This is a genomic window from Flavobacterium sp. (genome assembly GCF_044339515.1).
Classification (GTDB): domain Bacteria; phylum Bacteroidota; class Bacteroidia; order Flavobacteriales; family Flavobacteriaceae; genus Flavobacterium.
Window position 1 is genome coordinate 62,144 of record NZ_JBIIVK010000005.1, and the last position, 14,740, is coordinate 76,883.

The 14,740-nt window shown below is 33.7% G+C and carries 16 protein-coding genes; 9 read left to right on the forward strand and 7 right to left on the reverse strand.

All coding sequences use genetic code 11. The features are described 5' to 3' along the window. Positions 1–612: a YqaA family protein gene (locus ACIQ0M_RS02295; RefSeq protein WP_396149299.1), complete on the forward strand. Its 612-nt coding sequence runs from the start codon at positions 1–3 to the stop codon at positions 610–612. Position 613: 1 nt separating this feature from the next. Then, positions 614–886: a DUF3817 domain-containing protein gene (locus ACIQ0M_RS02300; protein ID WP_396149301.1), complete on the forward strand. Its 273-nt coding sequence runs from the start codon at positions 614–616 to the stop codon at positions 884–886. A gap of 4 nt (positions 887–890) precedes the next feature. Here the strand turns inward: ACIQ0M_RS02300 and ACIQ0M_RS02305 are convergent, their stop codons facing one another. Then, the gene (locus ACIQ0M_RS02305; RefSeq protein WP_396149303.1) at positions 891–1,280 is read right to left on the reverse strand and encodes an acyl-CoA thioesterase; all 390 of its coding nucleotides are present in this window, start codon (positions 1,278–1,280) and stop codon (positions 891–893) included. 266 nt (positions 1,281–1,546) lie between these two features. Here ACIQ0M_RS02305 and ACIQ0M_RS02310 point away from each other — a divergent pair, with 266 nt between their 5' ends. Together ACIQ0M_RS02310 and ACIQ0M_RS02315 are read left to right on the forward strand one after the other, a co-directional pair. Further along, positions 1,547–2,851, forward strand: a complete 1,305-nt coding sequence (locus tag ACIQ0M_RS02310; protein WP_396149305.1) for an OmpA family protein — start codon at positions 1,547–1,549, stop codon at positions 2,849–2,851. 81 nt (positions 2,852–2,932) lie between these two features. Then, positions 2,933–3,337, forward strand: a complete 405-nt coding sequence (locus ACIQ0M_RS02315) for a glyoxalase (protein WP_396149307.1) — start codon at positions 2,933–2,935, stop codon at positions 3,335–3,337. Here the strand turns inward: ACIQ0M_RS02315 and ACIQ0M_RS02320 are convergent. After that, positions 3,334–4,104 carry an META domain-containing protein gene (locus ACIQ0M_RS02320; protein ID WP_396149309.1) on the reverse strand — a complete coding sequence of 257 codons (771 nt, stop codon included), beginning with the start codon at positions 4,102–4,104 and terminating at the stop codon, positions 3,334–3,336. The genes ACIQ0M_RS02315 and ACIQ0M_RS02320 overlap by 4 nt on opposite strands. Before the next feature lie 306 nt (positions 4,105–4,410). Here ACIQ0M_RS02320 and ACIQ0M_RS02325 point away from each other — a divergent pair, with 306 nt between their 5' ends. From ACIQ0M_RS02325 to ACIQ0M_RS02345, 5 genes are all read left to right on the forward strand, one after another. Beyond that, positions 4,411–5,124: an esterase family protein gene (locus ACIQ0M_RS02325; RefSeq protein ID WP_396149311.1), complete on the forward strand. Its 714-nt coding sequence runs from the start codon at positions 4,411–4,413 to the stop codon at positions 5,122–5,124. Positions 5,125–5,144: 20 nt separating this feature from the next. Next, entirely contained in the window at positions 5,145–6,101 is a 957-nt protein-coding gene (locus ACIQ0M_RS02330) for a RimK family alpha-L-glutamate ligase (protein ID WP_396149313.1), read from the forward strand. Positions 6,102–6,139: 38 nt separating this feature from the next. Next, a complete protein-coding gene (locus ACIQ0M_RS02335; RefSeq protein WP_396149315.1) occupies positions 6,140–7,249 on the forward strand; it encodes a carboxylate-amine ligase in 1,110 nt (369 codons plus the stop codon). A gap of 267 nt (positions 7,250–7,516) precedes the next feature. Beyond that, entirely contained in the window at positions 7,517–8,344 is an 828-nt protein-coding gene (locus ACIQ0M_RS02340; protein WP_396149317.1) for a type 1 glutamine amidotransferase, read from the forward strand. Between the two features lie 75 nt (positions 8,345–8,419). Then, positions 8,420–9,613: a hypothetical protein gene (locus ACIQ0M_RS02345; RefSeq protein ID WP_396149319.1), complete on the forward strand. Its 1,194-nt coding sequence runs from the start codon at positions 8,420–8,422 to the stop codon at positions 9,611–9,613. 21 nt (positions 9,614–9,634) lie between these two features. Here the strand turns inward: ACIQ0M_RS02345 and ACIQ0M_RS02350 are convergent, their stop codons facing one another. The 5 genes from ACIQ0M_RS02350 to ACIQ0M_RS02370 all read right to left on the reverse strand — a co-directional run bounded on the left by ACIQ0M_RS02350 (position 9,635) and on the right by ACIQ0M_RS02370 (position 14,654). After that, positions 9,635–10,045, reverse strand: a complete 411-nt coding sequence (locus tag ACIQ0M_RS02350) for a hypothetical protein (RefSeq protein ID WP_396149321.1) — start codon at positions 10,043–10,045, stop codon at positions 9,635–9,637. A gap of 37 nt (positions 10,046–10,082) precedes the next feature. Beyond that, positions 10,083–10,625, reverse strand: coding sequence for a hypothetical protein (locus tag ACIQ0M_RS02355; RefSeq protein ID WP_396149323.1), 543 nt, complete (start codon positions 10,623–10,625; stop codon positions 10,083–10,085). 212 nt (positions 10,626–10,837) lie between these two features. After that, on the reverse strand, positions 10,838–12,055 hold the full coding sequence (locus tag ACIQ0M_RS02360) for an acetyl-CoA carboxylase biotin carboxylase subunit family protein (protein ID WP_396149325.1): 1,218 nt from the start codon (positions 12,053–12,055) through the stop codon (positions 10,838–10,840). A gap of 3 nt (positions 12,056–12,058) precedes the next feature. Next, positions 12,059–13,468, reverse strand: a complete 1,410-nt coding sequence (locus ACIQ0M_RS02365) for a leucyl aminopeptidase family protein (RefSeq protein ID WP_396149327.1) — start codon at positions 13,466–13,468, stop codon at positions 12,059–12,061. A 46-nt stretch (positions 13,469–13,514) separates the two neighbouring features. Then, complete coding sequence (locus ACIQ0M_RS02370) at positions 13,515–14,654, reverse strand: alpha/beta hydrolase (RefSeq protein ID WP_396149329.1); 1,140 nt, start codon at positions 14,652–14,654, stop codon at positions 13,515–13,517. Positions 14,655–14,740 lie beyond the last annotated feature (86 nt).

Consider the following 14,740-nt stretch of genomic DNA (forward strand, 5'->3'; position numbering starts at 1 on the left):
ATGCAACGCGAAAAGATTAAAAAAAATAAATGGAGACAACTCCACATTTATTATACTTACACCGGTTTTTACAAATTCATTCTTGATGGATTAAAAAGTGCTTTTTGGCCTACTGCAATCATAGTAGGAGCATTATTTTATGTGCATTATTATGTAATAAATATAAATGAAGCTTTAATAATGTTAACGGAACGTTACAGCGATTTAACCATCTTCTCTGTATTTTTTGCCTCGGAATCTATTTTGGGCTTACTTCCACCGGACATTTGGATTGCATGGACAAAAAATACGGATTATCCAATCCTTTACTTGTCATTATTAGCAATTTTATCTTATTTTGGAGGAGTAATATCGTATTTATTAGGCAAAGCAATGTTGATTATTCCGTCTGTAAATAACTTTATGTTCAACAAAATGAGTAAACATATTGCGAATATGAGAAAATGGGGAGGATTATTAATTGCTGTTGGTGCTCTTTTACCCCTTCCTTTTGCCATGGCAGCTATGGCAGCAGGCATGATAAAATTTAACTTTAGAAACTTCCTAATCTTTGCTTTACTTCGCCTTTTGCGTTTTGTGATATACGGTTTTGCAATTTATCAAATGTTATAGTATGTTAGATTTTTTTAAAAAGATAGCTCTTTTAGAAGGTATTTCACTTTTGGCACTATTGTTTTTTGCCATGCCCATGAAATATATGTTTGATCAGGAAATATATGTAAAGACTATCGGCATGGCACATGGAATATTGTTTATTGCTTACATCTTTTTGGCTCTCGTATTGAAGTTTACTTTGAATTGGAGTTATAAATTATTTACAATAATAGGTCTAGCTTCTATAATTCCTTTTGGAACATTCTATGTAGAGAGAAAATACCTGGCTTAAAATTTTATTTTTCAAGCCTGTCTTTCACATACTCAATTTGTGTTTTGCCGTGAGGAAGTGGTTTTCCTTCTTCACTTAAATTTACCATCGTTATTGTATCTACAGAAATAATAGTTTCTCGTGTCATAATATTACGAACTTCACATGTTAACGTTAACGAAGTTTTACCAAACTTAACTACATCAATTCCAATCTCTACAATATCTCCCGGTTTTGCAGAACTTTTAAAGTTTATTTCAGACATGTGCTTGGTTACTACTTTTGCATTTTCCAACTGAATAATTGAGTACAAAGCAACTTCTTCGTCAATCCAAGCCAATAATCTACCGCCAAATAATGTGCCGTTTGGGTTCAAATCTTCAGGTTTTACCCATTTCCGTGTATGAAATCTCATAACTATTGAATTAAATTTATTGCAAAATTAAGCTTAAAACACTTGTTCTTATAAATTTAAATACAAATTAACCTAAAAGCTTTTCGTAATTTAAGTCAATCATTTTTACCTTGTTATACAGCTATAAGAACTGCATTTCATCGCTAACTACTTTTAAACTAAGAGATTATTTTTGCTTTTTTTTAACAAAAAGGTTGAATTTACAAATTTTTAAACTATCTTTGCACGCAAATAAAATTTGATTTTTCAATAAAATAAACACCAAAATGAAAAAAAACCTACTTATTTTTTCCCTGTCAATCTTTGCATGTGTAACATCTTTTGCACAAGATTCAACAGAAGTATCAAAAGTTGATGAGTATAATAAATGGTCTATTGAGCTAAATGCAGGTCAGAGTAAAGGTATCAAACCTTATACAACGGGATATTTTGCTAGTGACCGTAACAAAGTATTGGGTAGCATTACCTTAAACCACTACGAGCTTGGAGTACGTTATATGTTTAGCCCAACATTTGGTTTAAAATTAGATGGAGCTTATGACAAGTTAGAGAATTTGAGTAATGAAAGTAATGATTTTGAATTGCAACAAATTCGAATTGGTCTTCAAGGTGTTATTAATGCCGCAAGACTATTTGATATTCAAGAAAAATTAGGGCGTTTTGGAATGTTATTTCATGGAGGTATTCAAGTAGCTCAAATGACACCTAAATTTGGACCATTAGACGGAAGAAACGAGTGGAATGGTGGAATCATGGTTGGTTTTACACCTGAATTCAGAATCACAAAAAATTTAGCATTAACTGCTGATTTTACATTAATTTCAAATGTTAGACAACACTTCAATTGGGATGGTGCTGAATACTCTGATGATAATAATAACTTAGCGGGTAGTATGTATACTACTTCGTTAGGTCTATCTTACTCTTTTGGTTCGCACAAAATTCATGGCGATTTTGCAACAATCACTACAAAACAGCAAGAGGCTTTGAATGCTCTTGAAAAACGTGTAGGTGAAATTGAGAACGACATGAGCGACAGTGATCAAGATGGTGTGCCGGATTATTTAGATGCTGAACCAAATTCAATTGCCGGTGTTGCAGTAGATACAAAAGGAAGAATGGTTGACATTAACCAAAACGGAGTGCCTGATGAGTTAGAGAAATATTTGAATAACACTTATGTTACAAACCAAACATATAATAACGATGCTAAATCTACAGAAATGATGAAAAAATTCATCAATGATGGATATGTGGCTACTTATTTTGATTTTAACAAAAAACAACCAACTAATGTTTCTACAGAAGGTATTGATTTTATCCGTACTTATTTGTTAAACAATCCGGAAGCATCAGTTGATATTATCGGTTTTGCTGATGAAATTGGAAATACACCATACAATAATAAATTAGCAAACGATAGAGCTACTAACGTGAAAGAAATTTTAATGAAGGCTGGAATTGCTCCAGAACGTTTAAATGTGATTTCACAAGGAGAAGATACTTCGGTTGATAAAGACTCTGCTGGTGCAAGAAAATTGGTAAGAAGAGTAACTTTCAAAGTGAAATAATTAACAATCGATTCTTAATAACTATAAATCAACCTCTGTTTTACGACAGAGGTTTTTTTATAACTTTAAAATAAAAAAATCATGACAACAAGAGATAGTTACATTATCGAAAACCGAGGTGATGCACTTGGAGTAGTTACCGAACAATCTTCTGCTGAAGAGAAGTTTCAAAACCTAACCATCCGCCCTATTCTCAAACTTCAGAATGATTTGTTTGTAGATGTATTTAAAAATTATATTTCTAAGCATAAAAATGATTTTTACACTTATTCAACCGAAAAAAAATTACAGTTCATCGAGAATTCTATCCAAAAAGATATCAAATTCAGAAACTCATTAAAAGGAATGGTAATCGGATTATTCACCCTTTCTGAATATGAAGATTATATTAAAAATTCATCCAACCTCAATAAGCGAATGATGAATATGTTGATTGAACGATTGAAAAGCAATATCATGCTGTTTGATACCCAACAAGCATCTTAATCTATTTTTTTAAAAACAACTTTTACTCCATCTGAATTAGTTAAATACAAACGATTATTTTTAATTTTATAACCGGTTGAGTTTTGCAACGCATTCAAAAAAGAATTTTCTTTATTTATTTCGCCGCAAGCCATTCGAGTAGAAATTATGTTTGTAAAACGCAACAATTCCCTTTCCTGAAAAATGTTTCCGGAAATACGATTGCAACCACCTTGACCGAAAAATTTCTTTTCGGAAGAATTTATTTCAATACTTGGTATTTCTTTGTTAAAGTCATCTAAACTAACTTTTTTACCCTCTATTTCTTCCAAAAGCCATAAATCAAACAGACGATAGTCAACAATATAATTTCCACAACCCGAATAGTTTACATTTTTTTTTGTACTATTTCCTTTCATATTAATGGTAACTTTATAATCATGTTTTTGATCTGACATTCCATCAGAACAATTTTGCAAACTAATCGTGATATCCATTTCACCTTTTTCAGTATTTAATCGATATAATTTCGTGTTGGTATCCATTGCACGAATGGGTTCAACATGAGGTGCTTTAAGTTCACTTTCGGATTCGATCCCTTGAAAGCGAATCATTTCCTCTGAAATTTCTAAACTCCAAAATGGCTCTGTACCAATGGCCTTGAAATAGCCATCTGTCTTAGACTTCAATAATGGTACCTCTTGAACTATAGTATGATTTTGAAAGTTTGATTGACTAGAACATCCTACAAAAAAATAAAATAGTGCTAAGAATAGTATATTTTTCATTTCGGAATGAATTAAATTATGACCTTAAATTTACAACATTTATTTAATATTTTTTATTCTTTTGATTCAATTTGCATGCAATTCCCATCGGTTTAGCTCGATTTAAAATACATTACAGCAAAATCACTTATAAAATGAAGTCATTTTTTTTGCAAATACTTAAATCGAACGCTTAAATTCAATGTATTTTTTGAGCTTTTTACACCCTTTTCAAACTGTTAAAGACTAAATCATAAAAATAATCAAAACTCTCTCTTTTGTCATTAATTCTGATATTTTTTCATTATTATTGTTAAAACGAATGTTATGAGAGAAGAATACTTCAAATGGCACTCCCCTAACTTGGGCAGAGAAATTCAAATGTTGGTTTTTGGTCACGCCGGTTATCCCGTAATTTTATTTCCCACTTCGATGGGAAGTTACCATGAAAATAGAGATCAAGGACTTATCGCCTCAGCGAGTTGGTATATTGAACAAGGTCTAATTCAAATTTTTTGTCCAGACAGTATTGACAAGGATAGTTTTTACAACAAGAAAATCCATCCTACACATCGTATACAAAACCATGTTTGGTATGATAAGATGATTTGTCATGAAATTGTAGAGCGTGTTAAAAACAATACCTATGCCGGAAAAGTAGCCGTTGCCGGTTGTAGTTTCGGTGGTTACCATGCCGCTAATTTTGCTTTCCGTCATCCCGGATACGTCAGTCATATGTTTTCTATGGGAGGAGCTTTTAATATCAAAAGCTTTATGGATGGTTATCATGATGATAATGTTTTTTACAATAGTCCGGAAGATTATTTACACGGTTTAAATGATCGTGAACTATGGAATATGGATATTGTGCTCGGCACTTCCAATTGGGATATATGTTTTGATGCCAATTTAAAACTTAACCGTGTCCTCGCCCACCGTGATATTCCTCATTGGTTGGATGTTCGTCAAGATCGTGAACACGATTGGCCGGTTTGGAAAGAAATGTTTCCACACTATTTATCGAGAATTAAATTTTTTTAAACAATATAACATAACTCACTATGAAAAAAATTGGAATTTTATTTGGAATGGAAGACACCTTCCCACAGGCATTCATTGAACGTGTTAATTCAAAAAACGAAAAAGGCATCATTGCCGAAGCCGTTTCGATTGATAAAGTTGTACAAAACAAAGCTACAGAATACGCAGTTATAATTGACAGAATCTCACAAGACGTTCCTTTTTACAGAGCCTATTTAAAAAATGCGGCTTTAACCGGAACAGCTGTCATCAACAATCCATTTTGGTGGAGTGCCGATGATAAGTTTTTCAACAACTGTTTGGCAGATGTTTTAGGCGTTCCTTTACCGAATACAGTGATTTTACCATCAGCGGAGCATCCAACCGATACGACCAGTAAATCGTTTAGAAATTTAGCTTATCCGATGGATTGGGAAAGCATTTTTGATTATGTAAAGTTTCCGGCTTACATGAAACCATATGCCGGCGGAGGATGGAAAAACGTATATCGCTTGGAAAACCGTGACGAGTTCTGGGATATTCACCGTGAAACCGGACAATTAGTGATGCTCTTGCAAGAAGAAATTGTTTTTGACCAATATTTTCGTGTGTATTGCTTAGGCGGAAAAGCAGTGAGAATCATGCCTTACGAACCACGTAATCCGCATCATTTACGTTATGTTGTTGACGGACCACCGGCAGATAAAAAATTGTTAGCCACCGTAAAAGATTACACGTTGCGTCTTTGTAAAGGTTTAGGTTATGATTTTAATACCGTAGAATTCGCCGTTCGTGATGGTATTCCCTATGCAATTGATTTTGGAAACCCTGCACCGGATGCTGAATTGACCTCTGTTGGAAAAGACAATTTTGAATGGGTTGTTGAAGAAGCAGCGAAAATGGCTATTGAAAACGCTAAAAAGCACAAAGATGGTCAAATGAACCTCACTTGGGGAACTTTTATGAAAGGTTCTGTAAATGACGCCAAACGATTTTAATAAAAATATAATATTGAAAATAGAGTAATAGAACGATTATGAAGAAAGCGTTACCCGTTTTTACACTGGGTGTAGAAGAAGAATATTTGATTATTGATCCGGAAACGAGAGACTTGCGTTCGCACATGTCTAAAATTGTAGATGGTGCCAAAATCATTCTCCAGGAACAAGTGAAAGCCGAAATGCACCAATCCGTTGTGGAAGTAGGTACCAATATTTGTAAAAGTGTAAAAGAAGCCCGTGAAGAAATCACTTTTCTTCGAAAAAAAATTGTGGAACTAGCCGCAAATCAAGGTTTGGTTGTAGGTGCTGCCGGAACACACCCGTTTTCAAAATGGCAAGACCAACCGATTACGGATGACCCTCGTTATCACAATATTGTAAACGAATTGCAAGATGCCGCCCGTTCTAATCTGATTTTCGGAATGCATTGCCACGTGGGCATTGAAAGTCGTGAAGTCGGTTTACAATTAATCAATCAAGCGTGTTATTTTTTACCGCATATTTTTTCACTTTCAACCAATTCACCATTTTGGGAAGGAAGAAATACCGGTTATAAATCATTTAGAACAAAAGTATTTGATAAATTTCCCCGAACCGGTTTACCGGAATATTTTGATTCTGTGCAATCGTATGACAATTTCTTAGAAACTTTAGTTAAAACGAATTGCATTGATAATCCGAAGAAAATTTGGTGGGATTTGCGTTTGCATCCATTTTATAACACGATTGAATTCCGTATTTGCGATATGAGTTTAACGGTGGATGAAACCATTTGTATTGTGGCAATCATTCAAGCGATTGTTGCAAAGTTGTATAAACTAAACATGTCCAACACCAGTTTTAATGTGTATCGATTGGCTTTGATTAAAGAAAATAAATTCCGTGCCGCTCGTTACGGTGTGCAAGGAAATATGATTGATTTTGGTTTACAAAAAGAAGTACCAACCAAAGATTTAATTCTCGAATTACTCGAATTTATTGATGATGTGGTAGATGAATTAGGAAGCCGAGACGAAATTAACTACGTGCACACTATCCTTCGCGAAGGAACCGGTGCCGCCAAACAATTAGCCATTTTCGAACAAACACAGGATCTAACCAAAGTAGTTGATTTTATTACAAGCGAGTTTACAAAAGGAATTTAGAGGAAAGAGGATAGAAAAAAGAAAAAAGAGAAAAATAGATGTTAGAATTATATGCATGCGTGGAAATCCGCTTTTAATCCATTAATCGAAGCTTCGAAAAAAGAAATCCGCGAAAATCTATTAAATCAATAAAATCCGTGTTCAATTAAAAAGTTTTAAAATCTGTGTTCAATCAAAAATTGTTAATTTCTATTGCATAAACAACAATAAAATCCTACAAGACAATAATTCAAAAAAGTTATCTTTGCATCACTAAATAGTTACCAAATGAACGGACAAATAAAAATAGCGGTTTTAGACATGTACGACGGCGAACCCAACCAAGGCATGCGTTGTATTTTTGACATCATCAACCGATTCAATCAAATGGTTACCTTTCAGGTTTTTGATGTTCGTGGAAAAAATGAATTTCCTGAAATCAAAAAATTTGATATTTTTATTTCAACCGGCGGACCCGGAAATCCTTTGGAAGGCGATGGAAAATGGGATGTAAATTATTTCAACTTAATCGATTCTCTTTGGAATTGGAATAAGGAAAACGAAATGAAAAAGCATGTGTTATTCATTTGTCACTCGTTTCAAATGGCTTGTAAACACTTTGGTTTAGCAGAAATTAATAAGCGAAAAGATACTTCTTTTGGTGTAATGACCACACACAAAGTGAATGAAGGTTTTACAGATCCTTTGTTTGAAGGTTTAGAAAATCCGTTTTACTCGATTGATAGTCGCGATTTTCAAGTGGTGCAACCCAAGTTGAAAAACATCAAAAAAATGGGTGCAAAAATTATTGCGTTAGAAAAAATCCGTGATCATGTACAGTATGAACGAGCGATAATGGGTATTCGTTTTTCGAATGAGTTTGTAGGTTTGCAATTTCATCCGGAAGCCGACCCACTCAGTTTCTTAGCTCATATGCGAAATAAAAGCTTCAAAGAAAAAATTATTAAGATGAAAGGTCGTCCAAAATTTCTGAAAATGTTAGAAGATTTGGTGGATGAGGAAAAAATCTATCGTACCAACGAAACCATTATTCCGAACTTTCTTCGCATCGCCATCAACGATTTGATGAAACATAAAAAAATACTCTCTAACTAAGTTTTATAAATTTTAAATTCCAAAAAAGGCACACTAGTATTTTCTTTTGTGTCTTTTTTTTAAAAATGTTTTACAATGAATACAGCTTTCAGAAAACAATTTAACAAAGAATTCTCAACCGAAAAATACAATCAGTTAATTGATTCAATCACAGCAGATTTTGATTACAAACCAACTTTCCGGATTGGAGAAACGCCTTTTTTCATTCCAAATGAATTGAAAGAACAGTTATTGGAAGGTTGCAATCAAGTGATTGATTTTATTCAACAAGATGGATTTAAAGAATTAACTAACAAAGCGTTAGAGTTAAACAGAAAAGTGCCTAACGAAGACAATCACACCACTTTTTTAGCTATCGATTTTGGTATTTGTGAAGAAGATGGAAAAATTATTCCGAAATTGATTGAAGTACAAGGATTTCCTTCGCTGTTTAATTTTCAGAATCACTTGTCGCAGAAATTTGTTGACTTCTACCCTTTTCTGAAGGAACTGACTCCTTTTTTAAATGGTTTGGATAACGAATCCTATTTAAAATTAATCGACGAAGTGATTTGCAATAATCATCTGAAAGAAAATGTAATTCTGCTAGAAATTGAACCTGAAAAACAAAACACCAAAATTGATTTTTACTACTGCAAACGCGACATCGGAATTCCTGTAGTTTGTGTGACGGAATTAATTCAAAAAGGAAAAAAGCTGTTTTACACGAATGATAAAGGAGTTGAAATTGAAGTAAAACGAATTTATAACCGTGTCATTTTTGACGAATTGGATTTACGCACCGATTTGCAACTCAACTTTGATTTTTCTGCCGATTTAGAGGTAGAATGGGCCGGCCATCCGAATTGGTTTTTCCGAATCAGTAAATTTATTTTGCCTTATTTAAAAGGAAAGTATTTTATTGAAACCACCTTATTAAGCGATTTAAAAGAAATTCCAACTGATTTGGAAAACTATGTTCTCAAACCGTTGTTCTCCTTCTCCGGAAGTGGCGTAATTTTCCACGTGAAGAAAGAAGACATCGAAGCCGTTACAGAAAAAGACTTATACATTCTACAGAAAAAAGTAAACTATCTTCCCATCATTCAATCACCGGATGGAAAAGTAAAAGCCGAAGTTCGCTTGTTAGCCGTTTGGAAAAAAGATGCTCCCTCACCTACTCTCGTGACCAACTTAGTTCGTCTTAGCCGTGGCGAAATGATTGGTGTGAAATTCAATAAAGATAAAGATTGGGTTGGTGGAACGGTTGGGATGTTTGAGAGGGAGTAGTAATAAATGCTTAATATTTTATTAGGATTTTTCAACTTTCAACATTATTCCACTTTCTAAAAGTTTAAAAAATTGACCTTTTTCATTTTTTAAATACTGAACTCCAATTATTGAATAATTATCCTCTTTATTCCCTATCATTATCATATTTGATTTTGTAATAAATTTCCATTTAGTTCCTTTGGTCATTTCTTTTAATTCTTTGGCAAAAGGGTTAGAACTTTTAATATTCAATTCAAATGAATTGTTACTTTTAAAATCAAAGGTTGCATTCAAAAACATTTTTGCCATTTGAATTTCATCTTGTTTTCCTTGAATTGGAATTCCTATTGAGACATCAATCACATTCCATTTTCCAATTAATGAACCTACTTCATTATTTTGACTGAAAACATTTATAGATAAAAAGAGTATTAAAAATAATTTATTCATTACAAACATATTTTTATTGGTTTATCAAATATATCAATTATTTCAACAAATTTCTCCTCGCCTCCCCAAAACTCATTCCATCATAAATCATTTTCTTCACAACATCATTACGTAAACCCTCCAAATCCTCATATTCCAAATACTTCGCCCAATCATCTTCATTCAAAATTTGTTTGATACTTTTAATCGTTTTGGCAGTTTCAGAGGCATTTCGTAACGCAGCTTTTCCATCATAAAACGGCATATCTTTATGAAAAAAATCAATGGTTTTCTGTTCAGAATCTACTTGAATAAAGAATAAGTTGGCGGTTTCATCATTGGGGTAAAAATCTGTCCAGCGAGCAAAACCTATTTTGGTATGTTGGTTTTTATAATTGGTCAATGGTAACAATCGCCAACGACAATTGGCGGCTCTTCCCCAATGGTTGGAAATACGGTAAACACCTTCCTCAGTAAAAAAATATTCACTTCCTGACTTACTTTTAAAATTCGATTTTTGCAACTCAAAATCCGTTTGAGAAACTTCTTTCCAAAGGCAAAAAGTGTGTTTGTGGAAGTTTTTCGAGTGGTATATTTTCAAATTAGATTATTTTTTAAACATATAAGTCATATAAGTTTTAAAAAATCTAAAGCTTATATGACCTATATACAAAGTTTTAAAATATATAAGCAATTGTAAGCTTCAAACACATATCAAAAAACTTAAATGAATTATATGGAAATTTTTAAATTTTATACATTCAAAAAATAAAAAAACTTATATGACTTATATGGTAAATAAAATAGTATACGTTAATGCAACTTCTTCACCGCCTGTTGCTCTGCAACTGTAGCAAAGTCTCTCACCAATCGCTCTGCATAATCATCTAATAATTCACGAACTCGCTCATGTTTATCACATTTAACAATCAATCCGGCATGGTATTCCAACGGAACACGGAAACACACTTCGCTATCATTGAATCCGCTCAAATCAGGCTGTTCAAATTTAGATAATGTCAAAACAATCCCCGCAAATTGTTTCTTTTGTGAAGGAACTTTGTATTCTTTACCTCTGACCAAAGCATCTTCAATTTTTGCCCATTCTCCCCATAAATTGATATCAGAAGCGGCTTCCACCATTTCGGCTAAATGAGCTCCTCCTACTCTTGAAGAAGTTTCTAAAAAGTAAATTTTCTCATCTTCATTGCATTTGATAAACTCGGTGTGAGTTGCTCCGTGTTTCATCCCAAACGCTTTCATCACTTGCTCGTTCACTTTTTTGATGGCTTTGTCATCGGCATTATTATATGGAATATTGGCACTTCTAAAAATTCCGCCACCTTGAGAAATCTCCATTGGAGTCGCTAAATATTGCGATGTTATACTAAATAAAACTTTGTTGTTGAAATTCAAACCATCACAATGATATACTGCTCCAGGTTTAAATTGCTCTACCAAATATTTTATGCGATTGTCACCCAATTCATGAATTTTTTGCCATAATTCCTCTTTCGAATGCACTTTCATAATCCCTGATGCAGAAGCTTCGGAACGCGGTTTCAATACCCAAGGCGGCGAAACAGTATCCGCAAAATGATTAATGTATTCATCGTTAAACAAAGCACTGAAAGCTGGCACCGGAACACCTTCTGCCTGAGCTTTCACTCGCATAGCCAATTTATCTCGGAAATACCTACCGGTGGTTTGCCCCATTCCGTCAACACGTAAATTTTCACGCAAAAAGGTTGCTTTTTCCACATCAAAATCATCTAATGCTACGATGGCATCGATTTTTTCTTTTCGCATTAATCCGGCAACGCCTTGCAAAAGCATATCCAAATCCCAATCAATATCTTGGCCGGGCATATAAAAAATTTCATCAATCGAATCGAAAGCCCAAGGCTTGTCTCGCAGTTTTTCTGAAGTGATTAGAAAAACTTTGTTTCCTAATTTCTTCATATTAATTAAAAAATCATTTCCTTTAAAATAATTGGAAATGCAGATGAAGGTTTTGGTATTATTTTCCATATATTATTGGTTTTCAATAAAATTAGTAATTAAATGCACGCCGAACGCCGTTGCGTGTTTGGTTTTTGCAAATTCATCATCCACGAAAGTAACACCGGCAATATCAAGATGTGCCCAAGAGGTATGATTTTCAGTAAAAAATTCTAAAAATTTAGCCGCAGAAATTGCTCCGGCAACCGGTTTTCCTGAATAATTTTTCACATCGGCAATTTCACTTTCGATATCGGATTTATAGGCATCCCATAAAGGCAATGGCCACAAACGTTCCCCTATTCCATCGCCTGCTTGTTGTAATTGTTTGACTAACAATTCATTATTTGTAAACAAAGCTCCACATTCATTGCCAAAAGTGGCAACGCTACTTCCGGTTAACGTGGCTAAATCAATAACCGTTTCCGGATTATAATTTTTAATTAAATAAGATAAACCATCTGCTAAAATCAATCTTCCTTCGGCATCGGTATCAATGATTTCGATGGAATGGCCGCTGTAACTTCCAATCACATCACTCGGTAAAAACGAATTGGCATCCACCGAATTTTCACAAGCAGGAACTATCGCCGTTACTCGATAAGGAAGTTGCAAATCAGCAATCAACTGCATTGCTCCTAAAACTGCAGCAGCACCCGCCATATCGCACTTCATATGAACCATTCCCGCCGTTTTGATGTTGAGTCCGCCAGTGTCAAACGTGATTCCTTTTCCAACCAAACCGATGTGTTTTTTAGCATTTTCAGGTTGATAATCCATTATGATAAATTGCGATTCATTGGCACTTCCTTTTCCAACAGAAATAAAGGCATCCAAACCTACTTCTTTTGACTTTTGCTGACCGAAAACTTCCACTGAAAATCCGAATTTCTTTCCTGCTTCAATGGCCCAATCGGCTAAATGTTTTGGAGTAATTTTATTGGGAGGTAAATCCACTAAATGATAGGTTTCCAATTGAGCATTGGCAATTTTCAGACCTTTATCAATTACATTTTTGACATCCGAAGACGAATTCACTTCAAAAATAAATTCATTTAATTCTAACGGATGCTTAGTAATATCTTTTTTATAATGACCTAGTTGATACGTTCCTAACCACAAACCGGAAATAATAGCTTCAATATAATCGTTCGATAAATCGCCTGATAAAAACAGTTTAGCTTCCTCTTTAAAATAGGATTTTTGCTTAGTTGAAATTCTTCGGAATGTCGTTTTAATCGATTTGTAATCCGGATCCTTTCCTAAACCAATAAATATAAAAATATTTTCATCCTTTTCATAAAAATAAAGACTGTCTTTTTTTCCTGAAAAAATGGTTTTGGATAAATGGATTTCATCAAAAATAATCGCCTCTTCTGTTTCCAAAAGCGGAATTAAGTTTAATTTTTTATGGGTTTGATTATTTGTATAATGAATTTTCATTGTAAATTTTTATTGATTTTTGACATTGATATTGTCATTGAAATTGTCATTCTTCTTTCGTACTAAAAAACAACCATTCAATTGCTTTCGGAAATTCATCACTCCAATACACTTCATTGTGTTTTCCTTGTTCGTTGATGCTTAATCGCACTTTCATTTTATCTTTTAACGCATCTTTTTTGAGTAAACGTTTTTTAAAATTCTTCACGTGATCAATCATCGTGGCACTTTCATCACCGCCGGCATACAAGTAAATTCGGGTATCTTGCGGTTCATCCATATCCAAAAAAGACAACTTGATTTTTGGCACAACCCAAAGTGAGGGTGAAAAAATCATCAGTTTTCCAAAGACTTCAGGATACATAATTCCACTAAAAATACTAACTAATCCACCCATCGAACTTCCGCCAATTCCGGTATGTTCACGTCCCGGTTTTGTTCTGAAATTTTCATCAATAAATGGCTTTAAGGTGTCAGTTAAAAATCGAATGTACTTTTTACCTTGACCGGTTCCAAGAACTGTATTACCAACATTGTATTCTAAAATTCTTTCATTATCAGCATGTTCCACGGCTATAACAATGATTTTCCCAATCTTATATTCAGCCATTACGGCTAACTTTTTATCAATTTCCCAATTGCCGTATTTTGCTTTCTCGTTGAATAAATTCTGAGCATCTTGCAAATACATCACCGGATAATGTTCCGTAGAAGTTTCATAATCATAAGGTAACAATGCCCAAACTTTTCGTTTTTTATTCAATTGAGGAATTTCAAATTCTTCCGAAACCAAATGAACTTTTGGTAAAAAATTGGGTTTAAAAGGCAACCAATTGTGACGCCATTTTGCTACGTGTTCCTTTTTAACGCCACTGTGTTGTTTGCACGAACGATTTTCTGTCCGATTTCCGTATTTATCAATTTCAACTTCGCTCCAATCTCCTCGCGTAAATTTGTACAAAAGTTCGTCTGGATACTTAAAATCAAATGGAAATTTATAGTGATAAAGTCCTTTTCCGACTTTTTCCATTTGAAAATGCTTGTCTTGTGTGATCCAATTGTTAAAATTTCCGGATATGTAAACCGGCCGATCGTCATCTTCATCGGTGGTTAAAAGCAAATTGAGTTGGGGTTCAATAATTTCTTTTTCAGGCTGTTGTGGTACTATATTTTCTGCTGGCTTCATTAAATTAATTAAATCGAAATTTTCATTCGTATTAAAAAGTAAATATAGCTTTTTGGATTGTGATTAGAAATATTTTTTATCAGAAA